Below are 26,279 nucleotides of genomic sequence, written 5' to 3'. Positions count from 1 at the left end.
GCGCTACCGGCAGAGCGCCGTCCGCACGGCGGCCGTCATGTCGTCGCCCTGCGCGCGCGTGGCGCCCGGGTCGAGGTTCACCATGACGGTCGCCTGGCCGCCGCCGACCGTGGCGCCGCCCGCGGTCTTGAATCCGAGGACGTCACCGCTGTGCCCCCAGTACAGGCCGCCGCAGGGCAGCGTCTTGCTCTCCAGGCCGAGGCCGTAGGCCCGGTGGTGGGGGTCGACGGGGTCGCCTGGGTTGCGGGTCGAGCGGGTCCTCATCATCTCCCGTAGCTGGGCCGGGCGGAGCAGCCTGCCGCCGACGAGGGCGCCGAGGAACCGGTTGAGATCGGCTCCGGAAGAGATCATCGAGCCCGAGGCGCCCGCCAGCGAGGGGTTGAACGCGGTGATGTCCAGGAGCGGCGCGTCGGGGCCCGGTCGCGCGTATCCGCGCGGGTGCGGTCCGGGGATCGCCGTGCTGTCACCGGGCACGGAGGTGTGGCGCAGCCCGAGCGGTCCGATGACGCGGCGGCGGATCTCCCGGCCGTAGGTGTGGCCGGTGACCCTTTGGATGATCATGCCGGCCAGCAGGTAGTTGGTGTTGGAGTAGCCCCAGCGTTCGCCGGGCTCGAACGTGCGCGGATGGGTGAGCGCGAAGTCGACCAGGCCGCGGGTGTCGTGGTGGACCAGCGGATTCCTCAGGATCTCCTGCCGGTCGAGGTGGGCGAGGTAGTCGGGGATGCCGCTGGTGTGCTGGAGCAGTTGGCGGACGGTGACGGCGCGCCCGTCGTTGCCGTTTCCGCGTACGACGCCGGGCAGGTAGCGCTCGACCGGCGCGTCCAGGACGACGCGGCGCTCTCCCACCAGTTGGAGCAGGACCGTGGCCACGAACGGCTTGGTCATGCTGCCGATCCGGTACTCGCTGCCGGCGCGCATCGGCGCGCGGCTCGTGACGTCCGCGACGCCGCTGGTCAGCACGGTGCCGCCGCGCCGGTCCCGGACGTGCAGGACCGCTCCGGGCCCGCCGTCGACCGTGGTCAGCCGGTGCATGAGTTCCCGCAACGGAGCCCGGTCGGCGGCGGCGGTGCCGGTCAGCCCGCCCGCCGCGACACCGGCCACGAGGGCCAGGGCGAGCGCACGCCTCTGCTTGATCATGAGTGTCTCCCGTGGGATTCGAAGGTTCGCGGCTAGACCGCGGCGTGGGCCCCGGCAGGCACGGGGGCGGACGAGCTCCGGTCGCGGGTGCAGATCGCGAGGGCGATCCAGATCAGCGCCGCGCCCGCCGGGAGCAGGTCCAGGTCGAGCGTGATGGTGACGAAGCTGAGAACGACCAGGACGGGGCTCAGGGCGGTCACCGCCCTGCCGCCCGGGGCGCGGACCGCGTACTGGACGAGCAGCGCCACCAGCCCGAGCATGAAGAGCACCGGGCCGATCTCGTAGACCGCCTGGGGGAGCACGGCGGGGACGTCGGCGTACCGGTCGGCGAGCGCGCTCTTCTCGGCGGCGTCCGCGGCCCGGACGCCGACGACGAGGTCGACGATCGTGACGCGGACGAACGTCACCAGCCCGAAGCCGGCGACCGCGGTCATGACGCCCGTCGCGACCCGGCGCGCGGTACCGCCGCCGGTGGCCCTGATGCGGCCGTACAGGCCCGCGATCACCCCGCCGTACAGCACGAGGGAACCGAAGAAGAGCAGATGACCCACCGTCCATGCGGGTCCTGGGCCGTGCTGCCCGTCACGGCCGTCGATCAGCCGGACGACGCCGTAGGCGAGCATGAGAGCGGGGGCGAGGTGAAAGGCGATCCTGGACATGAGCGGTTCTCCCGAGGTTCGAGCCGTGCGTTCCTGCGTCTCGATCCTCGGGCGAACCGGTGTGCGGGCGGATCGCCGCCGCGGCGGGTCTTGGGGCATCGGTGGCGCGGGGGAGGACGGGGGCGAGGCTCCCCCGCGCGACGGAGGTCAGGAGGGTTCGATCAGGCGCGTCTCGTACGCGGCGATCACGGCCTGGACGCGGTCGCGGATGCCGAGCTTGGCGAGGACGTTGCTCACGTGGGTCTTCACGGTGTGCTCACTGACGACCATGGCCGCGGCGATCTCCGCGTTCGACAGCCCGCGGCCGAGCAGGGACAGGGTCTCGCGCTCGCGTTCGGTGAGGACCGCCAGGCGGTCGGAGGCGGTCGCGCCGGAGCGCGGCCGGTTGCGGGTGATGTCGGAGATCAGGCGGCGGGTGACGGCGGGAGCCAGCAGCGACTCCCCCGCCGCGACCACGCGGACCGCGTGCACGAGGTCGTCGCGGCGCACGTCCTTGAGCAGGAAGCCGCTGGCCCCCGCGTAGAGCGCGTCGTAGACGTAGTCGTCCTGGTCGAACGTGGTCAGCATGATCACGCGGGTCGGGGTCTGCGCGCACACGACCTTCGCGGCCTCGATGCCGTCCAGCCTCGGCATGCGGATGTCGAGCAGCGCGACGTCGGGGGCGTGTTCGCGGACCGCGGCGATCGCGGCGGCGCCGTCGCCCGCCTCGCCCGCCACCTCGATGTCGGGCTGCGCGTCCAGGATCATGGCGAAGCCGCTGCGGACCAGCTCCTGGTCGTCGGCGAGCACGACCCTGATCACGCGGTCACCGCCGCGGCGTGGGGAAGCCGCGCCGAGACGCGGAACCCGCCGCCCGGCAGGGGACCGGCCTCGACGGTGCCGCCGCAGGCGGCGACGCGCTCACGGATGCCGATGAGACCGCTGCCCCCGCGCCGCCATCCCGGGTCGGCCCCCGCGTCGCCCTGCCCGTCGTCGGTCACCGTGATCTCCAGTTCGTGCTCGGTCCAGCGGAGCCGGACCTCGGCCTCCCGCGCGTCGGCGTGCTTCACCGTATTGGTGAGCGCCTCCTGCACGATGCGGTAGGCCGCCAGGTCGACCTCGGCGGGGACCGCCCGGCTCCCGCCCTCGACCGCGAGCCGCACGTGGACCTGGGTGCGGTCGACATGCTCGACCAGGCCGGGAAGCTCGCCGATCGTGGGCTGGGGCGCGCGGACGCCGTGGTCCTGCTCCTCCTTGAGGACGCCCAGCATCCGGCGCAGTTGGGCCATCGCGTCCCGGCCCGCGTCGGCGATGGCGTCGAAGACCCGTTCGGCCTGGTCGGGATCGGAGCGGACCACCACCGGACCGGCCTCGGCCTGCACCACCATGATGCTGACGGCGTGCGCGAGCACGTCGTGCATGTCGCGGGCGATGCGCGAGCGCTCCTCCGCCGCCGCCCGCGCCGCCTCGGCCTCCCGCTCGCGTTCGAGCTGCGCGGACCGCTCCACCAGCGCGTCCGACCGTTCCCGTGCGGTCCGTGCGAGCGTCCCCAGCAGGAACGCCGTCACGGGCAGGAGCAGCGTGAACATGAACTCGGCCGCGTCGTTGTCCTTGACCAGCAGCGCGCCGGGCGGGATCGTCGCCACGAGCGCGCCGATGAAGCCCCAGCGCTGCCAGCGGTGCCGCCCCAGGTCGGCGAGCGTGTAGATGGCCACCAGCCCGCCGTATTGCAGGTTCTGGCCCGGTTGGGCGTGCAGCGAGACCCCCATGGCGAAGCAGGCCACGACCACCGCGACCGCGAAGGGAGCCCGCCGCCGCCACACCAGGGGCACGACCGTCCCGAGGTTGAACACCACCCCGAGCGGCGTCACCTCCGGCGCCGAGGCGAACGGCACGAACACCGGCACCGCGACCGCCGCGGCGATCAGCACATCCACCCGCCCAGCGCCCGCACCGGAACGCAGCGGAAGACCAAAACCACGGAACCGACCCGTCATCCACCCAGTATCGCCACCCCAGACGGCATGCCCGCCTCGCCCGCACGAGGGATTTCACGCCACTGACCACCTGAAACCGCCGGTTCCAGCGCGACAACGTGCGAAGGCGGGGGGTTGAAGTAGTAAGCCCAGCCCGCAGCGACCGGGACGTTGCGATCGCGTCCGAAGGCAGGTTCGAGCTTGCGAGAACCTGATCGCGAAGCGAGCCGCCAGGCGAGTTCGGAGCGATGCCAGCGATCGCCGTGTTGCCCGCCGAAGGAGGGAGCGCCAGCGACCGACGCCAAGGGCAACACAATAAAAACAGCTCGGGCGGTGTCGACGGGGGCACGACAGCGCCCGAGCTTGAAGAGGACCATACAAGGTGAGGCGTTGGTCTCTCTAGCCGGGGTATGCCCTACTTGAGGCCGCTCCATACCTGGTTCGGGTGAAAAGGTGGCTGTCCGGTTCCTCGCCGGTGTCCGGGAGGTCGGTCTGGTCGGGCACGCCGGCGTGCGCGCCCCTCGGAGCGGTGGAGCCGTTGCCGCCGGTGGTGCGGGGGGCGCGCAGGACGGCCCAGACGGTGGTCGCGCCCTCTTCGTGGCGGACGCCCCAGCCTTCGGAGAGCGCCTCGACGATGCCGAGGCCACGGCCTCCGAGTGAGGAGAGCGTGCCGGGGCCGCGGCGCGGTTCGGTCATGGCGCCGCCGTCGCTCACCTCAAGTTCGAGCAGGTCACCGCGGCGTAGCCAGCAGACCTTGACCTGCCCGGACGGGAGCGGACGCGCGTGCCGCAGTGCGTTGCTGATGAGCTCGCTCACGATCACACTGGCGTCGTCCACGATGGACTCGTAGACCCCCGAGGCGACCAGCTCCGAGCTGAGGCGCTTGCGCGCGACCGCGACGCTGGACGGTGCGTGTGGTAGCAGTACGACGCTCGACGCCCTCACCTCCCCGTGGATTCGCTTGCTCGGACGAGACCCGCCGCCGCCTGTTTGGTATGACCGAAATGCCCTGATGTTCCGGACCGGAAACCCGGGCGAGAGACTTCACCACCTGCACAACGAGTCACCGGTCGTCCGGTCACGGTGATCACCCCCGTCTGCGGCGTCGGAACGGAATCTCGTCACCAACGGCGACCAACAATGGATCTATCCAGCCAACGGCGGATTACTCCTCACGCGCGCGTTTCGTCCATCACACCCTGTCGTCACCGAACTTTCCCGCAAGAGGCCAGCCTGCCACCTGTCAGGAACGCGGAATGCGCCGGTCACAGCGTTCTCACCGACTCGCACCGGACCTCCTGTCGTCACGGTAAGTAACCATCATCCCGCCCTCCGCAGGACGAGACGCATGCATGTCCCCTTGGTCCCGGATGCCGGATCAGAGGTGGTCACGGCACCCGGTCGGACCTCTGGTTCACCCCTGGTTGAGATGGTCGTCACACTTGTGCCCACTTTGCGGGACATCGTGTGAAATGCATCACGGTTTGCGTGGGCGGAGATCGTTCCGCCCTGCGCCTCGGTCAGCCGTTTCACGATGTAGAGGCCGAGCCCGATGCCGCCGAACCGGCGCCGGTCCCCCGCCTCCCCCTGGACGAAGCGCTCGAAGATCCGCTCGTGGTCGCCCGGCGCGATGCCGACGCCCTCGTCCACCACGGTGACCACCAGGTCGGAGCCCTCGGGGCGCGCCCGCACGCGGACCGTTCCGCCATCGGGGGAGTATTTGAAGGCGTTCTCCAGCAGTTGCCCGAGGACGATGTCGGTCGCCATCGCGTCGCCCCGCGCGAACGGCAGGTCCGCCGCGATCTCCAGCTCGACCTGGTGCAGCGGCGACAGCGACCGGAAGCCCGCCACCACCCCTTCCAGGACGCGGCGCAGGTCGAACGTCTCGATCGTCACGGGCAGCTCGTCCGCGCCGGCGCGGGAGCCGAGCAGCAGGTGCTCGACGAGCCGGCCGAGCGACTGGGCGCGCTCGGCGATCGTGGCGACGGCGGCGCGGCGGTCGGCGTCGGTGAGCTTGTCCCACCGGTTGACCAGCGTGGACGCGAAGCCCTGCACGACCGTGATCGGGGTGCGCAGCTCGTGGCTGGTCGTGGCGAGGAACAGGTCCTTGGCCTCTTCGAGCGCCTTGGCCTCCGAGACGTCCCGGAAGTCCAGGACCAGCTCGCCGGTCTCCTCGATCTCGGCGGCCAGGACGTTCAGCCAGATGCCCGACTCCAGCCGGAACGTCAGCATCTCGCCCAGCGCGGGCATGTCGAACGGCAGCGGGCGGCCGAGCGCGTCCTCCGGCGGGATGCCCGTCAGCGTGTGCGCGGCGGGGTTCCACTGCCGGACGACGAGGTCGTGGTCGAGTACGGCGATGCCGTCCGCGCTGGAGTCGATGACGGCGCGCTCGTGCGCGCGCTGCCGCACCACTTCCGCATACGCGACGGCGTTGCCGACCGCCACGCCGGCATGCCCTGCGAGCAGTTCCAGCAGTTCGAGCTCCATATGGCCGACCTTGCGGCCGGAGAACAGCGCGTACAGCGCTCCATACGGCTTGTTCTGGAGGTAGGACAGGCCGAGCGCGATCGTGTGCAGACCGGGCAGCTCGGACCAGATCAGGTCGCCGAGCCGCCGCTCGCCGGTCGCGAGCTTCACCGTCTTGCCCGAGCGCAGCAGCTCGCCGACCAGGCTGGAGCGCAGGTCGGCGGTCGTTCCGCGCATGTGCTCGGGCAGCCCGGTCATGCTGACCAGCCGCAGCCGGTCGCCCTCGATGCGCACGAAGCCGCCCGCGTCGGCGCCGGTCAGCTCGATGAGCGCGGTGGTGATCCGGTCGAGCACGACCGCGAGGTCGAGTTCGGCGTTGAGGTCGGCGACGATGTCGTTCAGCCGCCGGACGAGCCGCGCCCGCTCCGCCATGTGGTGCTGGACGATCTCGTCGTCCTCGACGGGGTGGTACACCCCCACCCAGCCGAGCGGCGCGCCGGTGGGGTCCTTCAGCAGGCTCGTGTCGATGCGGACGTCGATGAGCCGCCCGTCCTGGTGGAAGCGCCGGGTCGCGATCGAGATCTGCCCGTTCTCGCCCTCCCCCGGCCGCCGCGTGAGCAGCCGCTCCTGGACGGCGTTGTGCTCGGCCTTCAACTCGTCCGGGACGATCGGCGGGACCCGTCCGACCATCTCCTTCGCGCTCCAGCCGAACATCCGCTCCGCCGCCGGATTCCACACCGTGACGCGGTGCCGCTGGTCGACGGCCACGATCGCGTCGGCGGCGCTCTCGATGACGGCTCGCGCGATCGGATCGTGGACCTGGTGATGCACGCCTGTCATCGTGCCACCGGACCCGGGTCCCGCGCCTGTCAACCAGTGCCGAAAAGTTCCCACAGCCAGCCAGGATCGGACGGAAGAACGCCACTTCAGGGGGCTACCTGCATCGAAATCCGCCGACGGTGGACCTGGCGTGGCGTGCCCGTCAACGTCCGGTCCGCGCCACCTTACCGACCAGTAGTGCGGCGGCCGCGGCGACCAGGAACGACAGCAGGGAGGCGCTCATCCACGTCTGCGGCGTGAAGTTCAGGGCGTCGCGGACGTCCGTCCAGAACCCGGCCCAGTGACGCACGGTGCCCGGGTTGACCAACTGGTAGGCGACGACCCCGGCGACCCAGGCCGCGATCATGCCCCAGCGCGACGGCGCGGTCCGCGAGAGGTCCCAGGACCTGCCACGGCCGAGGAAGAAGTCGGCGGCGAGCACGCCGAGCAGCGGGACGAACACCGAGCCGATCAGCGAGAGGAAGCTCGAATAGTCCCCGATGTCCAGCACCAGCGCGAGCACGGTGATCCCGGCGCCGAGCGCGACCGACAGCACCCGCCGGTCGGCGCGCGGCACGAGGTTCTGGATCGACACGGCCGTCGAGTACACGTTCGCGAACGACTGGTCGGCCTCGCGCAGCACGAACACCGCGAAGAACAGCACGCCGAGCGACACGTTCAGGAACGGGTCGAAGACCTTGGTCGAATCGCCCGCGACCAGCGCCAACGCCAGCAGTCCGAGGACGTAGGCGATGATCTGCGTGACCGAGTAGCCCACGGACGCGGCGCCGAACGCCCCGCGCGCGCTCCGGGCGTGCCGCGTGTAGTCGGCCGCGACCGGCACCCAGGAGATGGACACGGCCAGCGCCGCGTCCGCGCCGATCCAGAACCCGCCCCAGGAGCCTTCCGTGAGGTCGGGCAGCGGCTCGCGGACGAGCTGGATGTAGAAGTAGACGAGGGCGATCATCACGGCCGCGGTCACATACCGGCGCAGCATCCGCACCGACCCGAGCGGCCAGATGGTCAGGACGGTGGTGATGGCTCCTGCGGCGATGACGTAGGACCAGCGCGGGACGCCGTCCCAGAGCGCGCGCGCCGCGTCCGCGATGACGATCAGCTCGAACGTCCCCCAGCCGACGAGCTGGGCGATGTTGAGGACGGTCGGAACGTAGGAGAGCCGCGCGCCGAAAAGCCCGCGCAGCAGCACCATCGCCGGTTGGCCGGTCCGCGCGCCCGGCGCGGCGGCGAGGCCGAGCATCAGCCCGCCGAGGACCGTGCCGACCGCCATCGCGACGATGCCCGCGACGATCGACAGCGTCGGCCTCCCGTCCGCGTCCGGCGCGAGCACGGTGTAGGCGCCGGAGAACGCGAAGAGGCTGACCCCGAGGTTGGCCCAGAAGGCGCTCTGGTCCCAGAAGCCGAGGACCTTCGGCGCGGGTTCGTCGAGCGTGTAGGGGACCTCGTCGCGAGGGGCCGCGCCGCGGGGACGGTCGTCCCCGGAACGCGCGTCAAGGGCGGACGTCATGGGGGCACGCTCCCTACGCCGGCATTACCCGGACAGGTTCATGCGGTCGGCGACACCTCGTCGTCGCCCTCTCAGCCCGGCCTGGCCCGAGCTCCCGCGGATATTCGGTCAAACCGATCGTACAGCGCCCAAAGTCATCCTTCGAGGGCGGACAGCGGTCAGGCGCGGTCAGGCCACGTAGGGCGGCCCGTCGCCGCCGTTCTCCATCGGACGCCCCGCCTCGGCCCAGCGCTTCATGCCGCCGTCCACGTTCCTCGCCAGCCACCCCGCCTGGTTGAGCGCGACCGTGACCTGCGCCGACCGCCCCCCGGACCGGCACACCACGAAGACCTCCTGGTCGCGGGGGATCTCCGCGGCCCGATCGCTGAGCTGGCCCATGGGGATGTGGACGGCGGCGGGCGCGTGGCCCGCGTCCCACTCGTCCTGTTCCCGCACGTCCAGCAGGTAGCCGTCCTGCGGAACGTCAGCGGCGTCGACCGCCGGCACGTCGTCCCCGAAAATCATCACACCCCCATGGAACCGCGCGAGGCCCCGTCGCGTCGAATCACCTATGCGGTATCGGACGCTCCTAGTGACGACGCCCGGCCTCGCCATGATCCTCTCACTGGCGGCCTGCGGCGACGAACAGTCCTCCGGCAAACCCGCCGACCGGCCCTCGGGCGCGACCTCCGTCCAGCCCTCGACCGCTCCGGCGGACCACCTCACGATCCAGGTCAGGGCCTCGGCCGAGGCCCCCGCCAAGACCTGGACCCTCAACTGCGCGCCGCCCGGCGGCGACCACCCGAAGGCCGGCGCCGCGTGCGCCGAGCTCGCCAAGGCGAAACAGCCGTTCAAGCCCGTGCCCAAGGACCAGATGTGCACCCAGATCTACGGCGGTCCGGAGATCGCCACGGTCAAGGGCACCTGGCGGGGCCAGAAGATCGACACCAGGTTCACCCGCAAGGACGGCTGCCAGCTCCACCGCTGGACGAGCGTCGGCGCCCTGTTCGGCGACGTCCCGAAGGTGCGCTGACCCCGGCCGGCCAGGCCCGGCGGGTCACTTGAGCAGGCGAGACATCCTCCTGTCCGCCAGGGGCTTGCCGCCGGTCTGGCAGGTCGGGCAGTACTGGAGCGAGGAGTCGGCGAACGAGACCTCGCGGATCGTGTCGCCGCACACCGGGCATTTCTGACCGGTGCGGCCGTGGACGCGCAGCCCGGTCTTCTTCTCGCCCTTGAGGTCCTGGGCTTCGAGGCCGCGCGAGCGCTCGACGGCGTCCCGCAGGGTCGTGACGATCGCCTCGTGCAGGGTCGCGACGTCGTCCTCGGTCAGCGAGGACGCCATCTTGAACGGCGACATCCGCGCGACGTGCAGGACCTCGTCGGAGTAGGCGTTGCCGATCCCGGCGATCACCTTCTGGTCGCGCAGCAGGCCCTTGATCTGGGTGCGCTTGCCCGCGAGGATCGCGGCCAGCGCCTCGGCGGTGAACGCGCCGTCCAGCGGGTCGGGCCCGAGCGAGGCGACCCCCGGCACGTCGGACGGGTCGCGCACGGCGTACACGGCGAGGCCCTTCTTGGTGCCCGCCTCGGTGAGGTCGAAGCCGGAGCCGTCGTCGAGGTGCACGCGCAGGGCCAGCGGGTTCTTCCCGCCCGGCCGGACGGGACGCGCCGGGATCTCGTCCCGCCAGCGCAGCCAGCCCGCGCGGGCCAGGTGGATCACCAGGTGCACGCCGTCCACGTCGAGGTCGAGGAACTTACCGTGCCGGGAGACTCCCGTTATGGTCAGGCCGCCCAGCGCGGTCACCGGCGGGTCGTAGGTCTTCAGCGCGGAGATGGCGAGAACATCGACACGGGCGACGGCGTGTCCGACCGCCCGCTCCCGGAGGAAGCCGGCCAGCGCCTCCACCTCAGGCAACTCAGGCATGACCCCAGTATCGGCGAAGAATTCGTCCACAGGGCTGTGGAAGCCTGTGGAAAACCCTGTGCACAACTCCGGATCGCCCCGCGCGTGGGGCGATTCCGGGCGTCATACCTCTACGAATATCGACAAACCGGCTCAGGGGGCGGTGGCAGATCCGGCAGACAGGGTGTGGATAACTTCCGGGTCACGACCCGCCGGAGGGGCTCGCGGAGGGTGTGACCCGGATCTCGAAATAACCCCTAGGGGGTACGGGTTGTGCCGGGTGTCCGGTTATGGCAGCATGAGGCCCACGAGATACCCCCCAGGGGTAAAAGAGAGGACGCGAGATGAGCACCGCCACCTACACCGTCGCCGGAATGACCTGCGGCCACTGCGTCAGCTCGGTCACCGAGGAGGTCGAGCGGCTCACCGGCGTCACCGGCGTCGACGTGGACCTGAAGACCGGCAAGGTGACCGTCACCAGCGAAGGCCCCCTGGACGACGCCCTGATCGAGGGCGCCGTCGAGGAGGCCGGTTACGAACTCAGGCGCTGAGCGCGGGCAACGGGGACAACGGAGCGAAACGATGAACACAGCGACCAAGCTGGGCGTGTACGCACTGGGCCTGGCGGTCGTCTTCGGCGGCACCACCGGGATCGGCAAGATCGCCGGCCCGGTGGGAGCCACCGCGGACACGGGGCAGGGCGGGCACGGCGGCCACGGCGGCGATACCGGTACCCCGGTACCGGGCGGCCTCCAGATCTCACAGGGCGGCTACACGCTCGTCCCGAGGCGGACGACGTTCAACCCGGGGGAGCTGACCGACTTCCGATTCACGATCAACGGGCCCGACGGCAGGCCGGTCACCGGGTTCAAGCCGCTGCACGGCAAGCGGCTGCACCTGATCATCGCGCGCCGCGACCTGTCGGGCTTCCAGCACCTGCACCCGACCGAGGTCGGCGGCGGGGTCTGGGCGATCGCCATCGTGCTGCCGAAGGCGGGGACGTACCGGTTCTTCACCGACGTCCAGCCGGAGGGCGCGAAGGAGCAGCTCACGCTCGGCACCGACATCTTCGCCGACGGCCGGTCCGAGTACACGCCGCTGCCGAAGCAGGAGCCGGTCTCCCAGGTCGTGGACGGTTACGAGGTCACGCTCGCCGGGCAACTGGTCCCGGGCAAGAGCAGCAAGCTGACGCTCTCCGTCCGCAGGAACGGTGAACCCGTCACGAACCTGGAGGAGTACCTGGAGGCGTACGGGCACCTGGTCGCGCTGCGCCAGGGCGACCTCGCCTACCTCCACGTCCACCCGGACGGGGACCCGGGTGACGGCAAGACCAAGCCGGGCCCCGACATCACGTTCTACGCCGAGGCGCCGAGCGCGGGGGCCTACCGCCTCTACCTGGACTTCCAGCATGAGGGCAAGGTCCGCACGGCGGAGTTCACCGTGCAGGCCGCCACGTCCGGGGGGCCTGTGCAGCAGGCGCCCGAAGAGGGCCACAGCCACTCGCACTGACGTCCGACGGGGAAGGAGAAGGAGGAGCGATGACGACCGACGCGGAGTCCGGGCGGATCGAGCTGGCGATCGGCGGCATGACGTGCGCGTCGTGCGCCGCCCGCATCGAGAAGCGCCTCAACAGGATCGAGGGCGTGACCGCCTCGGTCAACTACGCCACCGAGAAGGCCCGGGTGGAGTTCCCCGAGGGGGTGTCTCCGCAGGAGCTGATCGCCTCGGTCGAGAAGGCCGGCTACACCGCCGAGCTGCCCCCGCCGCCGAAGCCCGCCGAGGGCCCCGGCGAGGAGGAGCCGCGCGACGACGGGCTGCGCGTGCTCCGGGAGCGGCTGCTCACGGCGATCGCGCTGTCGGTGCCGGTCATCGCGATGGCGATGGTCCCGGCGCTCCAGTTCGACAACTGGCAGTGGCTCTCGCTGACGCTGGCCTCGCCCGTCGTCGCCTACGCCGGCTGGCCGTTCCACAAGGCGGCGTTCACCAACCTGCGGCACGGCGCCGCGACCATGGACACGCTCGTGTCCGTCGGCACGCTCGCCGCGTATGGCTGGTCGGTGTGGGCGCTGTTCTTCGGGATGGCGGGCGAGCCCGGCATGCGGCACGGCTTCGAGTTCTCCATGACCCGGTCGGACGGGTCGATGAACATCTACCTAGAGGCCGCGTCCGGCGTCATCGCGTTCATCCTGGCCGGCCGCTACTTCGAGGCCCGCTCCAAGCGCCGCGCGGGCGCCGCGCTGAGGGCGCTGCTGGAACTCGGCGCCAAGGAGGTGTCGGTCGTCCGCGACGGTTCGCGGGAGGAGCGGATCCCGGTCGAGCAGCTCGCGGTGGGCGATGTGTTCGTCGTCCGTCCCGGCGAGAAGATCGCCACCGACGGGACGGTCGAGGAGGGCTCGTCCGCGGTGGACGCCTCGCTGCTGACCGGCGAGTCCGTCCCGGTGGAGGTCGGGCCGGGCGACACGGTCGCGGGCGCGACCGTGAACGCCGGCGGGCGCCTGCTGGTGCGGGCGACCCGCGTCGGATCCGACACCCAGCTCGCCCAGATGGCGCGGCTGGTGGAGGACGCGCAGACCGGGAAGGCGCAGGTCCAGCGGCTCGCCGACCGGATCTCGGGGATCTTCGTCCCGGTCGTCATCGCGCTCGCCATCGCCACCCTCGGCTTCTGGCTCGGTACCGGCAACGGCCTCGCCGGCGCCTTCACCGCCGCCGTCGCCGTGCTGATCATCGCGTGCCCGTGCGCGCTCGGCCTCGCCACCCCGACCGCCCTCATGGTCGGGACCGGACGCGGCGCGCAGCTCGGCATCCTGATCAAGGGGCCCGAGGTGCTGGAGTCGACCCGCGCGATCGACACGGTCGTGCTCGACAAGACCGGAACCGTCACCACCGGCAAGATGGCGCTGGTCGAGGTCGTCACCGCCGACGGCGTGGAGGAGACCGACGTCCTGCGGCTGGCGGGCGCGCTGGAGGAGGCGTCCGAGCACCCGATCGCGCAGGCCATCGCGAAGGGCGCCCGGGACCGCGCCGGCACGCTCGGCACCGTCGAGGACTTCGCGAACGTCGAGGGGCTCGGCGTCCAGGGGATCGTGGACGGGCACGGCGTGCTCGTCGGCCGCCCGCAATTGCTCGCCGAGTGGTCGCAGGAGCTGCCGCCGTCCCTGGTGGCGGCGATGGAGTCGGCGCAGGCCCTCGGCCACACCGCCGTGGCGGTCGGCTGGGACGGCGAGGCCCGCGCGGTCGTCACGGTCGCCGACCAGGTCAAGCCGACCTCGGCCGAGGCGATCGAGCGACTGCGCTCGCTCGGGCTGCGTCCCGTCCTGCTGACCGGCGACAACGCCACCGTCGCCCGGACGGTCGCGGACACCGTCGGCATCGAGGAGGTCATCGCCGACGTCCTCCCGCAGGACAAGGTCGACGTCGTCAAGCGCCTCCAGTCCGAAGGGCGGACGGTTGCGATGGTCGGCGACGGCGTCAACGACGCCGCCGCGCTCGCCCAGGCCGACCTCGGCCTCGCGATGGGCACCGGCACGGACGTCGCGATCGAGGCGTCCGACCTGACCCTCGTCCGCGGCGACCTGCGCGCCGCCGCCGACGCGATCCGGCTGTCCCGCCGCACGCTCCGCACGATCAAGGGGAACCTGTTCTGGGCCTTCGCCTACAACGTGGCGGCCCTGCCGCTGGCGGCGTCCGGGCTGCTCAACCCCATGATCGCGGGCGGCGCGATGGCGTTCTCCTCGGTGTTCGTGGTCAGCAACAGCCTCCGCCTCCGCGGCTTCAAGGCCCTGGCGGACACGACCCCCGACACGGCGGCGACGTCCCTCACCACGCCTCGCAAGGAAGTCCCGGCGACCCACTGATCCCGGAGGGCGGCGAGCCGCACCACCCGCGCCCCGCCGCCCTCCCCCGGCGCCCCGAACCCCACCCGGGTATCGGGGCGCCCCTGTGTTCGGACCCCTCCGCCGCCCTCGGTGTGTCTTGCCTCGTGGGCCGCGGGCCGGTCGCGGCCGCGGTGCGGGGCCGGTCGAGTGTCAGTTCCGGGGGCCAGGCAGTGCGTGCCTGATCGGGCTGGCGTTGCGTGCCCGGCGGGTGTTTGACCTCGGACGGTGAAACTTGGGGGGCGAACCTCGCAAAGCGCGCGGTCGCTGGTGGGGGCCCCGCGCTAACGTTTTCCGGGTGTTCCTGGCAACCTGGTAGGGACTCGCGCCGTCTCATAACGGGTGAGGCCGAAGGGAGCAAGCGCACGATGAGGATCGCCGACGAGCTTCTCCTGCTGGCCATTCATCCGGCCGGCGGACGGCCCGTCATCGGCGCCGCGAAGCTCGACCTCGCGTTGTCCGGCGCGATCCTCGCCGAACTCGTCCTCTCCGGGCGCGCCTACCTGGAGGGCGGACACGTCCGGCCGCGCCCCCCGGGCGCCGCGGACGTCACGCCCGGCGCCGTCACCGGCAGGTCGCTCGCGCGGGACCCCGAGCTGGACGAGGCGCTCGCGCGCATCGCCCGGTCGCCCGGTGTCGCGACCGACCGGTGGGTGGCCGTGCTGAGCGGCGCGGCGCTGCTGCTCAGGCTGCGCAACGGCCTGATCGGACAGGGCATCCTCGCCGAGGAGGAGCAGTGGATCCTCGGCGTCCTGCGCTCCAGCAGCCACCCCGAGCTGAACCCCCTGCCCCGGCGGGAGATCGTCGCGCGTCTGGACGCGGCCCTCGCGAGCGCGCCGCTGGACGGCATCGCCCCCGACCCCCGGACGGCGATGCTGCTGGAGATCGCGCACGCGTGCGACCTCGCCCGCATCCTGTTCTCCGCCGTCCCCGACCTGGACGGACGCGTCGCCGCCGTCACGGCGGGGGGCTGGGCGGGCCCCGCCGTCGCCAGGGCGATCGCCCGCAAGCAGGCGGCCGTGTCCGTCCCGATCCCGGCGCAGGACGGTTCGTCCGGCGGCTCGCCCACCTGAGCGCGGCCTCCCTTCGCGGTCAGCCCCGGTGTGCGGGTCGCTCCAGTTCGTATTCGACCTCACCCTGCTCGGTGCCGGGAAGGGGGTCGTCGAACTGTGGATAGAACGTCCGGACGTACCGGAGGCCCGCCTTCTCCATCACGCGGCGGGACGCGAGGTTGACCGCCATCGTCTGGGCCCACACCCGGCGCACGCCGAGGTCGGCGAACCCCTTGCCGATCAGCGCCCGCGCCCCCTCGGTGGCGTATCCCCGTCCCCAGACCGAGGACTTGAGCCGGTAGCCGAGCTCAACGTCGGCGGCGTCGCCGCCGTCCGGAGGCTGGAGGGCGAGCCAGCCCACGAACTCGCCCGTCGATCGCTCGTGCGCGGCCCAGCGTCCGGTCGGTCCCCGGGCGTAGTCGCGCAGGATCCCGGGCAGGACGTCGTTCTCGATCTCCTCGCGCGGGGTCGGCCCGCCGGTGAGGAAGCGCATCACCTCGGGATCGCCGTCCAGCCGGACCAGGTGGTCCGCGTCCGCCTCGGTGAACCGCCGCAGCAGCAGGCGGTTCGTCTCCAGGAACACCTCCACCGGCAAGCCTTCCGACGAGGAACGTCATCCGCCGTCATTGTGCGCGCGGCCTCCACGACCGGCCAAAAGGATTTGGCGTCATCACGCCTTGAACGAGATCCATACGTCGGGCGGCAGGTCGGGACGGGACGGCACCGCCCTGCGCTCCTCCGTCCAGGCGCCGGGGGCGATCGCGGCCGCGACGCGGCGCCAGAACCGGACGGCGGTCAGGTTGTCGTCCTGGAAGGCGATCTCCCAAGGGCCCGGATGCCGGGCCACCACCTCCTGGACCCCGCGCAGCCCGAACCCGCTCCGGCGCGCTCCCCGCACCACGAAGAACGAGTTCAGCACCCGCCCCTGGCCGGTGAGCCCCCGGACGAGGGCGAACCCGACCGGCCGATCTCCGCTCGCCAGCAGGTAGGCGGCCCGGTCGGCGTCGTCCAGCGCGGACTGGAGCCGCTCGCTCCGGAACGTCCCGTCCGGGAAGGGCAGCACCTCGCGGAACTGCGACATGTCGTGCTGGAACATCAGCCACAGGCGCTCCAGGACGGGACGGTCGTCGGCCCCGGCCGGCCGAACAGACAGATCGGACATGAGAATCCTTCGCATGGAGGGCACCGCGAACCCGCTCGGAGCGACGCGTACGAGGGGGCCCGGAACGCCCCGGAACGCGAAAAAGCCTCCCCGCCGGCTACGGCTAGGAGGCTCGCTGAACGACAAGATCATAACATCCGGCGGCATCGGCGGGGCCTGTGCTCGCGGGTGGTCGAGGTCGCCGCGCCGCACGGACCCGCGCCTCGTCGTCGCGGCAGCCGTCGGCAAGGCGCACACGACGTATGAGGGACGCCGTCGTGCCTGGTCACCGACGAGGCGCCGCGCATCACACGCGGACGGTCGTCGCAGGCCCTCGCCGGCGCGCTCGGCATCGCAACGGCCTTCGGCGCGCCGCCGGGGGACTACGGCCCGAGGTCGGCGTGGGCTCGCGCGCACGCCGCCTCACCCAGGTTCGCGCGGACCTAGTGGACGGCGAACATCCCGCGCAGGCCCGTGACCAGCGACCCCAGACAGGGGTCGGCCGCGGCGTCGTCAAGGGCGTCCGCCAACTCCTGGCGGTAGGTCGGGGCGGCCCGCTCCTGGAGGGCGCGGCCCTCCTCGGTGATGATGGTGTAGACGCCGCGCCGGTCCTTCGGACACATGTCGCGCCTGGTCAGACCGGCCGACTCCAGCCGGGCGACGAGGCGGCTGACCGAGCTCTGGTTGAGGCCGATCAGGTCGGCGAGCTCCTGCATCCGCAGTTCGCCCTCGCCCGAGTGCGCCAGCCGGCACAGCGCGCGGAACTCCGACAGTCCGATGCCGTGCCCGCGTTGCAGCGCCTTGGCCAGCCGGTGCTCGACCCTGCCGAACAGGGTGACCACCTCGTTCCAGACCCGGTCCTCTATCTCGACATCCGCTGCGCTCATCACGCCACCTCGGCTTTCCGTTGACAGCACTGTACATGCGGTGCGAATATCTGCATGCACATACATTACATGTAGGCACATGCAAACGGAGGCGCACGATGACCAGTCCGCTGTTGCTCCCCTACGAAGGCCCGCACCTGACGCTCCGCAACCGCATCGCGATGGCGCCGATGACCCGAGGACGGGCGGACGACGTCACCGGCGTACCGAATCCGCTGACCACCCGGTACTACGTGCAGCGCGCGGGCGCCGGGCTGATCGTCAGCGAGGGGATCTGGGCGGACCCGCTCGGCAAGTCCGGCCCCGGCGTCCCGGGCCTGGTCACGGACGCGCAGGTCGCGGGCTGGCGGGAGGTCACCGACGCGGTGCACGCGGCAGGCGGGACGATCTTCGCTCAGCTCTGGCACGTCGGACGGCTGACGCATCCGATCACGCTCCGGGACGGCGCCGCGCCGGTCGCCCCGTCCGCCGTGCGGATCGAGTCGCAGCAGGTCTTCACCGCCCGGGGCGACGTCGACCATGTCACGCCGCGCGCGCTGACGACGGCGGAGGCCGAGGGGGTGATCGCCGCGTTCGCCGCCGAGGCGCGCAACGCGATCAGGGCCGGGTTCGACGGGGTGGAGATCCACGGCGCGAACGGCTACCTCATCCAGCAGTTCCTCGCGGAGAACACCAACCTGCGCACCGACCGGTTCGGCGGCTCGCGCGAGGGCCGGATCCGCTTCGCGCTGGACGTGGTGGAGGCCGTCGCCGCCGAGGTCGGGCCGGAACGGGTCGGGCTGCGGATCTCGCCCGACAACCCGGAGAACGAGATCGCCGAGCGGGACCCGCGCGGCACCTACCGGGCGCTCGTCGACGCGCTCGACCCGCTCGGCCTCGCCTACCTGCACGTCATCGAGCGCGGCGCCTACCAGGCGCTCGCCGATCTGCGTCCGCGCTGGTCGGGCACGCTGATCGGCAACTACAACGGCCCGGAGCCGACCGGGCAGGGCGCGGGCGAGGAGGCGCTCGCGGCGGGCCTCGCGGACGTCTTCTCGTTCGGACGGCTGTTCCTGTCCAACCCCGACCTGCCGTCCCGGTTCGCGACCGGCGCGCCGCTGGCCCCCTTCGACCCGGCGACCGTCTACGGCGGGGGCGCCGAGGGGTACGTCGACTACCCCGAGGCGCCCGTGCCCGCCATCAGATAGGGACGTCCCAGAAGGCGATCTCGTGGCGCATGCCCTCCAGGAACAGGGACTCGGCGCGGGCGGGGTCGGCGCCGGACTCGTCGATCATCTGCGCGACGCGCCGGGTCAGCTCGGCGAAGCCGGGGTCGGCGTAGGTGTCGACCCAGCGCCGGTAGCGCGGCTCGGCCGGCGGATCCTCGGCGAGCCGCGCCCCGAGCGTCGAGTAGCCCCACATGCAGGGGTAGAGCGCGGCGAGGCCCTCGGCGTAGGAGGCGGCGCCGTCCAGGAGGAACGCGGTGTAGGCGGCGCACGCGGGGCCCTTCTTCGCGCCGTCCAGGTCGGCGCCGAACCCGGCGGAAAGCGAGCGGTGCAGGTCCAGTTCGTCATGGAATGTCGCGTGCGCGAGATCGACGAGGTCGCCGAGGTGCTCGTCGGGCGCCTGCCAGGCGAGCCGGGAGAACACCCGGACATAGTCGTGCAGGAAGAGGTAGTCCTGTTCCAGCCACGACCGGAACACCGCCTCGGGGAGATCCCCCCGGGCGATCCCGGCGACGGTCGGGTGCCCGAGTTGCTCCTCGACCAGCGGACGGCCGAGTTCTTCCAGGTGGGACGCGAGACTCATGCCGAAAAGTCTGGCAGACGACGTGAGCCCCGCCAGGGTGACCCGGCGGGGCTCCGTCGTACGTAGGCCGGTGTGTGGGTCGCCTCTCGGCGAAAGGCACAACACGGCTCCAGCCGAACGGTATTCCGTGAAGGCGATAGGTGAGGCCCGGGGACACCAGGCACACCGGCTTGTTCTGTGTAACCGACGGCTCACCGGGATTGTTCCCCGGGCCTCAGCGCGCCGCCGGGACGTCCGGAACGTCGGCGAACGTGCCCGTGCGCCGGATGGTGTGCCAGCGGAGCCCCGCCCCCAGCACGGCGGTCACCACCGACTGCACGACGACGAGGTACATGAGCTGCCGGTAGACGACCTGCTGGAGCGGCAGGACCCACAGCGGGCGCAGCCGCTCGCCGTCCAGCCAGAGCGCGTAGGCGCCGGCGGCGGTCTGGGCGGCGGCGAAGGCCGTCCACATCAGCAGGGGCGCGGACGGGTCGAGGAAGGCCAGCCCGTACAGCACGAACAGGTCGACGGCGGGCGCGAACAGCGGTGTGAGCACCTGGAACACGAGCAGGTAGGGGAGGCAGCGGCGGCCGAACCGTCCCGATCCGCCGCGTTCGACGACCGAGCGGCGGTGCTTCCACATCGCCTGCATGGTGCCGTAGCACCACCGGTAGCGCTGCCGCCAGAGCTGCCGCAGCGAGGACGGCGCCTCCGTCCAGGCGAGCGCCTTCTCCTCGTAGACGACGCGGAGGCCGGTGCGGCAGATGGCCATGGTGAGGTCGGTGTCCTCGGCGAGCGTGTCGCCCGGGACGCCGCCCACCCGCGCGAGCACCGACGCGCGGAACGCGCCGATCGCGCCCGGCACGGTCGGCATGCAGCGCAGGATGTCGAACATCCGGCGGTCGAGGTTGAAGCCGATCACGTACTCGATGTGCTGCCAGCGGCCGATGATCCCGCCCCGGTTGGCGACCTTGGTGTTGCCGCTGACCGCGCCGACGCCCGGGTCGGCCAGCGGCGCGACGAGGTGCCGGAGGGTGTCGCGCTGGAACACCGTGTCGCCGTCCACCAGGACGAGCGTCTGCGTCGCCGCCGCCGCGACGCCCGCGTTGAGCGCGCTCGGCTTGCCGCCGTTGGCCTTCCGGATCAGCCTGACCTGCGGCAGCGCCAGGGACTTGACGATCTCGGACGTGCGGTCGGACGACCCGTCGTCCACCACGATCACCTCGACCGTCCCGGGGTAGTCGGTGTCGACCAGCGACCTGACCGTCGCCGCGATCCCGGCCTCCTCGTTGTACGCGGGGACGATCACTGAAACAGGCGGAAACGGATCGGGCGGCAGGCCGGCCGGAGCGGGCGCGCCGGAGGACCGCGGACGGCGGCGCGACCGGCCGCGCGTCCGGCGGGTGTGGACGTGCGCGAAGAGCAGCAGCATCGCGAGCCGCGCCGCGTACAGGACGCCGGTCGCCCCGAACAGCAGGGCCAGCGTCCCCGTCAGGTTGGACGCGGCGCGCTGCGCGGTGACGAGCGTCCAGCCGACGGCCTTCTCCCGAGCGGGCACCGGGACCTCGGCGGACGGCATCGCCAGCGCGCCGGTCAGCGTCGTGAACCGGTAGCCGCGGGGGGCGAGCCGGTCGATGATCTGTTCCAGCGCCGCGACCGTCTCGGTCCGGTCGCCGCCCGAGTCGTGCAGCATCACGACCGCGCCCTCGCCGCGCCGCTCCGCCGCCAGCGCCGACTCGACGATCTTCGCGGTGCCGGGACGCGCCCAGTCCTCGGTGTCGCGGTCGGTCAGCACGACGACGTACCCGTCCTCGCCCGCCCGCCGCGCCGCGCGCCATTCGGCGTCGCTCAGCCCGTCCGGGACGGACGAGTACGGCATGCGCATCAGTCTCGTGTGGACGCCCGCCGCGCCCGCCAGTGCCCGCTGGGTGAGGTCCAGTTCCAGCCTGTTCCGCCAGGCGGGCGCGGAAGCCATGTCCAGGTGCGTGTAGGTGTGCGAGCCGATCTCGTGGCCCTCGCGCAGGATGCGGCGGGTCAGCCCGGGGTGCTCCGCGACGTGGGCGCCGATGGTGAAGAACGTGGCCCGCGCGCCGCGCCGCCGCAGCACCTCCAGGACGCGGGGCGTCCAGCGGGGGTCGGGGCCGTCGTCGAAGGTCAGCGCGATCGTCTTGGACGGCATGCGGAGGCTGCGCGGCGTTCCGTCCGCGAGGCTGAGCACCGGGCCGCCGCCGGTGACCGCGGCGGGGGCCCGGCCCGGCCGCTCCTCGTGCGGCGCCTCGCCGACCGCGCCGTGCGCGAACCCGTCCAGCAGCAGGAGGACGGTCAGCGCCAGCCCGCCGAGCAGGAGCAGCACCCAGTGTCCCCGCGGCTCCCTCGGCGGCCACGGGCGCCCGGCCCTCAGCGCGGCTTCCTCGTGTGGCCCCGACCGGGCGGGAGCGTGGGCGTGGGCGTGCTTCCGGGGTGGTCCACGGTCGCGGTCACGGACGGGACCGGCGCCGGGGTCGAGGCCGCCGGTTTCGGCCGTGTCGGGACGGGCGTGGACGGCGCCGGACCCGCGACGCGGGGAGGCACGGCCACGGGCACGCGGCCCGGCTTCCGCGCCCGGTCCCCGGTCCTGTGCCGCGCTTTGGCGGGTCGTTTCGGTGCCGTGTTCGCATCCGCCGAGGGGCGGTGGGACGGGGCGTCCCACCTGGTCAGCGGCACGTCAGCGCCCGTCGCGACACCGGCCCCGAGCGCGCCGAGGAACAGCACGAGCAGCGCCCCGGTCACCATCCCGGCCCGTCGGGCGAGGCGCCGCCGCCGTCCGCTCGGATCCGCGAACACCGGGGCGACGAGCGCGGCGCCGGTTTCCGGACGGCCGTCACCGGAGGATGGTTCGTCCAATACGGGACGTCGCGTCGAGGCGTCGCTGATCATTTTGTTCCATTACTTCGCGGGGCGAGGGGAACGTCCCTTGCGCTCCGCGCCGGCACGTTCACAACTTCAGCGCCACACGCGCCTTTTGTGTCACACCGCCCTGGAAATCCCTGCACAATGACCTGGGTGACGAAGGCGGAGGTACGGGCGGAACATGCGGTGAAGGAGGACGAACTCGGGCGTGCGCTGCGGGCCGCGCAGAAGGGCGACGAAGCGTCCTTCCGCCTCCTCTATCGCGACGTCCAACCCCGGCTGCTGCGCTTCGCGGGCGCGCTGGTCGGCGGCGACGCCGAGGACGTGACGTCCGAGGCGTGGCTCCAGATCTCCCGCGACCTGCCGAGCTTCCGCGGCGACCTCGACGGCTTCCGCGGCTGGACCGCGACGATCACCCGGCACCGCGCCCTGGACCATCTGCGCCGCCGGTCCCGCCGTCCGGCGACCGAGCTGCCCGTCGAGGAGCTGGTCGCGCTCGCGGCGGAGGGCGACACCGAGTCGATCGCCCTGGACGGCATCGCGACCGGCGACGCACTGCGCCTCATCACCGAGCTGCCCCGCGACCAGGCCGAGGCGGTGCTGCTGCGCGTGGTGATGGGCCTGGACGCCAAGTCCGCGGGCCGGGTCCTCGGCAAACGGGCCGGCGCGGTCCGCACCGCCTCGTATCGTGGGTTGCGACGGCTCGCCGAGCGGCTGGCCTCCGCGGCACCCGATGTCTCCCCGGCCGACAGCTCCCCGCCGGAAACAGGACCGCCTGAGACGGCCCCACAGGAAACAGCCCCACCGGAGTCCGCCGACCCGACGACGGCGCGGCAGGAGGCAGCGGAACCGCCGCAGGACGCCCTCCCCGCACACCGTGGTGACATAACCGGCGGTCCCGGCGCTGAAGGGGTGAGATGAACGACCACCACAGGTCCGGTGGGCTCGATCCGAGCACCGCCGAGCACCTGCTCGACACCGCCGCGCGCACCGCCGCCGGTCGCCCGCCCGCCGCCGAGTCCCCGCCGAAGGACGACGTCGCCCGCCTGCGGGAGGTCCTGGCCGCCGCGGGGGCCCCCGCGCGTCCGGACGAACTCGCGGGCGAGGACGCGGCCGTCGCGGCGTTCGCCGCGGCCTGCGCGCCCAACCCGTCCTGGTGGGCCAAGACGGTGCGCGTCGCCGGCGCCCACCTGCGCCGGCTGGCCATGCTGCCCCGGATCGTACTGCTCAAGATCTTCGTGGGCGCCGCGATCCTGGTCGCGACCGGCGGAGTCGCCGTCGCCGCCGGGACCGGGCACCTCCCCGGGCAGGACCCGACCCCCGCCCCCACGCACCGCTCCCCGAAGGTGCCCATCGAGGAGACGGACCGCCCGGCGACGCCGAGCGGGTCCCTCGGGCCGAAGGCCCCGGCGCCCACGCCGTCCAAGAAGGCCGAGCAGAACAACGGCAAGGCCAAGGGCAGGTCCGAGCAGGACGGCAAGGGCCATCCCCAGAAGCAGGGCGGGCCCGAGAAGACGACACAGGAGAACCCGGGCGGGGGCCACGGCCAAGGGCCGGAGAACAACACCGACAAAGGGGCCGGCAACGGCGAAGGCCACGGGAACGGAAACGGGAACGGCACCGGAAACGGGAACGGGAACGGAAACGGGAAGGGCAAGGGGCACGGTCACGGCCGGGGGAACGGCGGTGGGAACAACGGCGGGAACGGGGGCGGCCAGGAGTACGGCGGCCCCGGCTCCGGTTCCGGTTCCGCCCCGAACCCCGGTTCCGCCCCGAACCCCGGTTCCGCCCCGAACCCCGGTTCCGCCCCGAACTCCGGTTCCGGGCACCCCGGGGGACACAAGCCCGCGCTAGCCGGTTAGACCGCGACCTCGTCGGCGTGCCGGACGACGTGGTCCACGAAGCCGTACTCGCGCGCCTCCTCGGCCGTGAACCAGCGGTCGCGGTCGGAGTCGGCCGCGATGCGCTCGACCGGCTGCCCGGTGTGGAAGGCGACCCGCTTCTGGAACACGTTCTTCGTGAACAGCATGTTCTCGGCCTGGATCTTGATGTCGGACGCGGTGCCGCCGATCCCGCCGGACGGCTGGTGCATCAGGATCCGCGCGTGCGGCAGCGCGTACCGCTTGCCCGGCGCGCCCGCGCACAGCAGGAACTGACCCATCGACGCGGTGAACCCCAGCGACAGCGTCGCCACGTCGTTCGGAACGAACTGCATCACGTCGTAGATCGCCATTCCGGCGGTCACGGAACCGCCGGGCGAGTTGATGTAGAGGTGGATGTCGCGCGCGCGGTCCTCGGCGGCCAGCAGCAGCATCTCGCCGCAGATCCGGTTCGCGATCGCGTCGTCCACCTCCTGGCCGAGGACGATGATGCGCTGCCGCAGCAGCCGCTGGAAGACGTGCTCGCCGCCGAGCGCGGACATCTCGTCGGCCTTGGCGGTCGGGCCGAGGGCGCTCCGGTCGAAGGCGGTGGGGAGGAGATCGGTCGGAACGAAATCGGTCGTGTGAACGGACATGCCCCCAGGGAATCCGCATGTCAGGAGGTATGTCCAACAACACTTTCCGGCGCTTCCACAACCCCGGGTTGTTAATCTGGGAGGTGTGGAGGCCGACCTGCCGGGCATGCGCGCGTTCGTGGCCGCCGCCGAGGAACTGCACTTCGGACGGGCGGCCGCGCGGCTCTTCCTGACCCAGCAGGCGCTCTCCAAGCGCGTCCGCCGCCTTGAGGCCGCGCTCGGCGCGCCGCTGTTCGACCGCACGACCCGCTCCGTCGAGCTGACCTCCGCCGGATACCGGCTGCTGCCCCTGGCCCGTGAGACGCTGGCCTCCTTCGACGCGGCGGTGGATTCCGTCCGGGGCGTTTCCGTCCCCTTGCGCATCGACGTCTATCACGAGCGTTTCACGCCGATGGAGGTCATTCGCGAGGCCATCGCGCCCTTTCCGGACCTCACCGTGGAGCCGAGCATGCGGCAGGGTCTGGCCGCCGCCGTCCCCGCCCTTCTCCGCCGCGAGATCGACGCCGCCTTCGGCTACGCGAACGACCTCGGCCGCCCCTGGCCGGACGAGTTGAACCGCCGCCTGTTCTCACTCGTCCCGCTCCACGCGTTCGTCTCCGAGGACCACCCGCTGGCCTCCCGGCGCACGCTCGCGATGGCCGAACTCGCGTCCGCCGGACTGGTGATGCCCGACCCGGCGGGCGCGACCGAATGGCGGGCGTATCTGACGCGCTTCACGTCCGAGTTCGGCATCCCGCTCCGCTTCTCCGAGCCCGCGATCGGCATTCTCAGCTACCGGCAGCTGATGGACCGCGAACGGCGGGCCGTCACCGTGGGCGAAGAGGGGATGACGCTGCCGTCGGAGGACGGGGTCCGGCGGCTCCCCATCGTCGACCCGGTCCCGCTGTTCCCCTGGTCGGTCGTCTGGCACCGCCGGAACCACGACCCGAAACTCCGCCGGCTTCTCGCCCTGCTCCAGCCGCCGCCCCCTCCGGACGACCCGCACCGCTGGCTGCCCGAATAGCGCGGTGTTCAGCCGGGCCGCGTGTCCATCATCTCCCGGGTGATCGCCCACCGCTCGTGGTCCATCCATTTACCCCGGATGCAGATGAAAGCCGGAGAATACCCTTCCTTCCGGAACCGCAATCTCCTGACCAGTTTCAGTGACGGGATGTTCCCGGGTTGGATGTCGGCCTCCAGGCGGTGCAGGCCGAGATCGGTGAAGGCGTAGTCGAGCAGCAGGTCGACGCCCTCGGTCATGTACCCCGAACCGGCGCTCGGGGCGAAGGCGCCGTACCCGATCAGGCCGCGCTGGTAGGCGCCCCTGACGATCTCGTTGAGGTTGGCGAACCCGACCATGCTGCGGCGTTTCGCGAGGCAGATGACGAATCCGTCGGCCGAGTGCCGGTCGAAACGTGAGACGTAGTCGTCGAACTCGTCCGGCGTGGTGGGCAGGACGATCCAGCGGCGGTGCAGGGCACGGCTCGACTCGACCAGCCCGAGGAACTCCTCCCGGTCGTGCTTCGTGATACGGCGAAGCGCGACCCTGCGCCCCTGGCGCAGGAACTCGGCATTCGTCTCCACCCGCACACCACGAACATACACCTGCGACCGTTTCCGCCCGGCGCGGTAATGCGCCCGATAACGGCCATCCTGGCGTTTTGTCCAATGCCTCCGGTGCAGCGCGCAACGGATGATGCCGGAGGGTCGCGACCGCCCAGGGGCCGAACTCCC

General features: G+C 72.0%; 25 protein-coding genes and 1 riboswitch. Of the genes, 9 read left to right on the top strand and 16 right to left on the bottom strand.

All coding sequences use genetic code 11. The annotated features are described in order from the left end of the window. Positions 1–3: 3 nt before the first annotated feature. The 8 genes from KLI87_RS03555 to KLI87_RS03520 all read right to left on the bottom strand — a co-directional run bounded on the left by KLI87_RS03555 (position 4) and on the right by KLI87_RS03520 (position 9,062). On the bottom strand, positions 4–1,137 hold the full coding sequence (locus KLI87_RS03555; protein WP_214615799.1) for a serine hydrolase: 1,134 nt from the start codon (positions 1,135–1,137) through the stop codon (positions 4–6). 32 nt (positions 1,138–1,169) lie between these two features. Next, entirely contained in the window at positions 1,170–1,796 is a 627-nt protein-coding gene (locus KLI87_RS03550) for a hypothetical protein (protein WP_214615798.1), read from the bottom strand. A gap of 147 nt (positions 1,797–1,943) precedes the next feature. Beyond that, positions 1,944–2,597 carry a response regulator transcription factor gene (locus KLI87_RS03545; RefSeq protein ID WP_214615797.1) on the bottom strand — a complete coding sequence of 218 codons (654 nt, stop codon included), beginning with the start codon at positions 2,595–2,597 and terminating at the stop codon, positions 1,944–1,946. Next, positions 2,594–3,712, bottom strand: coding sequence for a sensor histidine kinase (locus tag KLI87_RS03540; RefSeq protein WP_214615796.1), 1,119 nt, complete (start codon positions 3,710–3,712; stop codon positions 2,594–2,596). Before KLI87_RS03540 ends, KLI87_RS03545 begins: the two co-directional genes overlap by 4 nt. A 438-nt stretch (positions 3,713–4,150) precedes the next feature. After that, positions 4,151–4,696 carry an ATP-binding protein gene (locus KLI87_RS03535; RefSeq protein ID WP_308165836.1) on the bottom strand — a complete coding sequence of 182 codons (546 nt, stop codon included), beginning with the start codon at positions 4,694–4,696 and terminating at the stop codon, positions 4,151–4,153. A gap of 375 nt (positions 4,697–5,071) precedes the next feature. Beyond that, positions 5,072–7,048: a PAS domain-containing protein gene (locus KLI87_RS03530; RefSeq protein WP_308165835.1), complete on the bottom strand. Its 1,977-nt coding sequence runs from the start codon at positions 7,046–7,048 to the stop codon at positions 5,072–5,074. Positions 7,049–7,199: 151 nt separating this feature from the next. Continuing rightward, positions 7,200–8,561 (bottom strand): cytosine permease, encoded by a 1,362-nt coding sequence (locus KLI87_RS03525; RefSeq protein WP_214615794.1) that lies wholly within the window; start codon positions 8,559–8,561, stop codon positions 7,200–7,202. Further along, a riboswitch (TPP riboswitch) is annotated at positions 8,555–8,669 on the bottom strand. (Overlaps the previous gene by 7 nt.) Before the next feature lie 60 nt (positions 8,670–8,729). Beyond that, positions 8,730–9,062, bottom strand: coding sequence for a rhodanese-like domain-containing protein (locus KLI87_RS03520; RefSeq protein WP_214616606.1), 333 nt, complete (start codon positions 9,060–9,062; stop codon positions 8,730–8,732). Between the two features lie 49 nt (positions 9,063–9,111). Here KLI87_RS03520 and KLI87_RS03515 point away from each other — a divergent pair, with 49 nt between their 5' ends. After that, positions 9,112–9,573, top strand: a complete 462-nt coding sequence (locus tag KLI87_RS03515; RefSeq protein WP_214615793.1) for an SSI family serine proteinase inhibitor — start codon at positions 9,112–9,114, stop codon at positions 9,571–9,573. 24 nt (positions 9,574–9,597) lie between these two features. On the opposite strand, the gene KLI87_RS03510 is transcribed toward KLI87_RS03515, so the two are convergent. Beyond that, positions 9,598–10,461: an Fpg/Nei family DNA glycosylase gene (locus KLI87_RS03510; RefSeq protein ID WP_156220331.1), complete on the bottom strand. Its 864-nt coding sequence runs from the start codon at positions 10,459–10,461 to the stop codon at positions 9,598–9,600. 323 nt (positions 10,462–10,784) lie between these two features. On the opposite strand from KLI87_RS03510, the gene KLI87_RS03505 reads away from it, so the two are divergent. From KLI87_RS03505 to KLI87_RS03490, 4 genes are all read left to right on the top strand, one after another. Further along, positions 10,785–10,991, top strand: coding sequence for a heavy-metal-associated domain-containing protein (locus tag KLI87_RS03505; RefSeq protein ID WP_156220332.1), 207 nt, complete (start codon positions 10,785–10,787; stop codon positions 10,989–10,991). Positions 10,992–11,022: 31 nt separating this feature from the next. Beyond that, the gene (locus KLI87_RS03500) at positions 11,023–11,949 is read left to right on the top strand and encodes a hypothetical protein (RefSeq protein WP_214615792.1); all 927 of its coding nucleotides are present in this window, start codon (positions 11,023–11,025) and stop codon (positions 11,947–11,949) included. A gap of 29 nt (positions 11,950–11,978) precedes the next feature. Continuing rightward, a complete protein-coding gene (locus tag KLI87_RS03495) occupies positions 11,979–14,294 on the top strand; it encodes a cation-translocating P-type ATPase (RefSeq protein ID WP_214615791.1) in 2,316 nt (771 codons plus the stop codon). A gap of 386 nt (positions 14,295–14,680) precedes the next feature. After that, positions 14,681–15,385, top strand: a complete 705-nt coding sequence (locus KLI87_RS03490; RefSeq protein WP_156220334.1) for a GPP34 family phosphoprotein — start codon at positions 14,681–14,683, stop codon at positions 15,383–15,385. 19 nt (positions 15,386–15,404) lie between these two features. On the opposite strand, the gene KLI87_RS03485 is transcribed toward KLI87_RS03490, so the two are convergent. The 3 genes from KLI87_RS03485 to KLI87_RS03475 form a co-directional block, all read right to left on the bottom strand. Continuing rightward, the gene (locus KLI87_RS03485) at positions 15,405–15,953 is read right to left on the bottom strand and encodes a GNAT family N-acetyltransferase (RefSeq protein ID WP_214615790.1); all 549 of its coding nucleotides are present in this window, start codon (positions 15,951–15,953) and stop codon (positions 15,405–15,407) included. A gap of 81 nt (positions 15,954–16,034) precedes the next feature. Further along, positions 16,035–16,526 (bottom strand): GNAT family N-acetyltransferase, encoded by a 492-nt coding sequence (locus tag KLI87_RS03480; RefSeq protein WP_214615789.1) that lies wholly within the window; start codon positions 16,524–16,526, stop codon positions 16,035–16,037. Positions 16,527–16,948: 422 nt separating this feature from the next. Continuing rightward, the gene (locus KLI87_RS03475; RefSeq protein ID WP_156220337.1) at positions 16,949–17,392 is read right to left on the bottom strand and encodes a MarR family winged helix-turn-helix transcriptional regulator; all 444 of its coding nucleotides are present in this window, start codon (positions 17,390–17,392) and stop codon (positions 16,949–16,951) included. 98 nt (positions 17,393–17,490) lie between these two features. Between KLI87_RS03475 and KLI87_RS03470 the strand changes: the two genes are divergently transcribed. Further along, the gene (locus tag KLI87_RS03470; RefSeq protein ID WP_250903469.1) at positions 17,491–18,579 is read left to right on the top strand and encodes an alkene reductase; all 1,089 of its coding nucleotides are present in this window, start codon (positions 17,491–17,493) and stop codon (positions 18,577–18,579) included. On the opposite strand, the gene KLI87_RS03465 is transcribed toward KLI87_RS03470, so the two are convergent. After that, positions 18,572–19,180 carry a TenA family protein gene (locus KLI87_RS03465; protein WP_156220339.1) on the bottom strand — a complete coding sequence of 203 codons (609 nt, stop codon included), beginning with the start codon at positions 19,178–19,180 and terminating at the stop codon, positions 18,572–18,574. The two genes, KLI87_RS03470 and KLI87_RS03465, sit on opposite strands and share 8 nt — an antisense overlap. 214 nt (positions 19,181–19,394) lie before the next feature. After that, on the bottom strand, positions 19,395–21,515 hold the full coding sequence (locus KLI87_RS03460) for a bifunctional polysaccharide deacetylase/glycosyltransferase family 2 protein (protein WP_308165834.1): 2,121 nt from the start codon (positions 21,513–21,515) through the stop codon (positions 19,395–19,397). 689 nt (positions 21,516–22,204) lie between these two features. Here KLI87_RS03460 and KLI87_RS03455 point away from each other — a divergent pair. Both KLI87_RS03455 and KLI87_RS03450 read left to right on the top strand, forming a co-directional pair. Then, positions 22,205–22,972: a sigma-70 family RNA polymerase sigma factor gene (locus tag KLI87_RS03455; protein ID WP_308165833.1), complete on the top strand. Its 768-nt coding sequence runs from the start codon at positions 22,205–22,207 to the stop codon at positions 22,970–22,972. Beyond that, positions 22,969–23,913 carry a hypothetical protein gene (locus KLI87_RS03450; protein WP_214615787.1) on the top strand — a complete coding sequence of 315 codons (945 nt, stop codon included), beginning with the start codon at positions 22,969–22,971 and terminating at the stop codon, positions 23,911–23,913. Before KLI87_RS03455 ends, KLI87_RS03450 begins: the two co-directional genes overlap by 4 nt. Here the strand turns inward: KLI87_RS03450 and KLI87_RS03445 are convergent. Next, complete coding sequence (locus KLI87_RS03445) at positions 23,910–24,473, bottom strand: ATP-dependent Clp protease proteolytic subunit (RefSeq protein ID WP_156220437.1); 564 nt, start codon at positions 24,471–24,473, stop codon at positions 23,910–23,912. The two genes, KLI87_RS03450 and KLI87_RS03445, sit on opposite strands and share 4 nt — an antisense overlap. Positions 24,474–24,651: 178 nt before the next feature. On the opposite strand from KLI87_RS03445, the gene KLI87_RS03440 reads away from it, so the two are divergent. After that, positions 24,652–25,569: a LysR family transcriptional regulator gene (locus KLI87_RS03440; protein WP_214615786.1), complete on the top strand. Its 918-nt coding sequence runs from the start codon at positions 24,652–24,654 to the stop codon at positions 25,567–25,569. Positions 25,570–25,577: 8 nt separating this feature from the next. On the opposite strand, the gene KLI87_RS03435 is transcribed toward KLI87_RS03440, so the two are convergent. Then, positions 25,578–26,135: a GNAT family protein gene (locus KLI87_RS03435; RefSeq protein ID WP_308165832.1), complete on the bottom strand. Its 558-nt coding sequence runs from the start codon at positions 26,133–26,135 to the stop codon at positions 25,578–25,580. Positions 26,136–26,279 lie beyond the last annotated feature (144 nt).

It is taken from the genome of Actinomadura sp. NEAU-AAG7, from assembly GCF_018603865.1.
Taxonomy (GTDB): Bacteria; Actinomycetota; Actinomycetes; order Streptosporangiales; family Streptosporangiaceae; genus Spirillospora; species Spirillospora litoris.
Note: the sequence above shows the minus strand (reverse complement) of the source record. Positions and strands in the feature narration are given on the sequence as shown.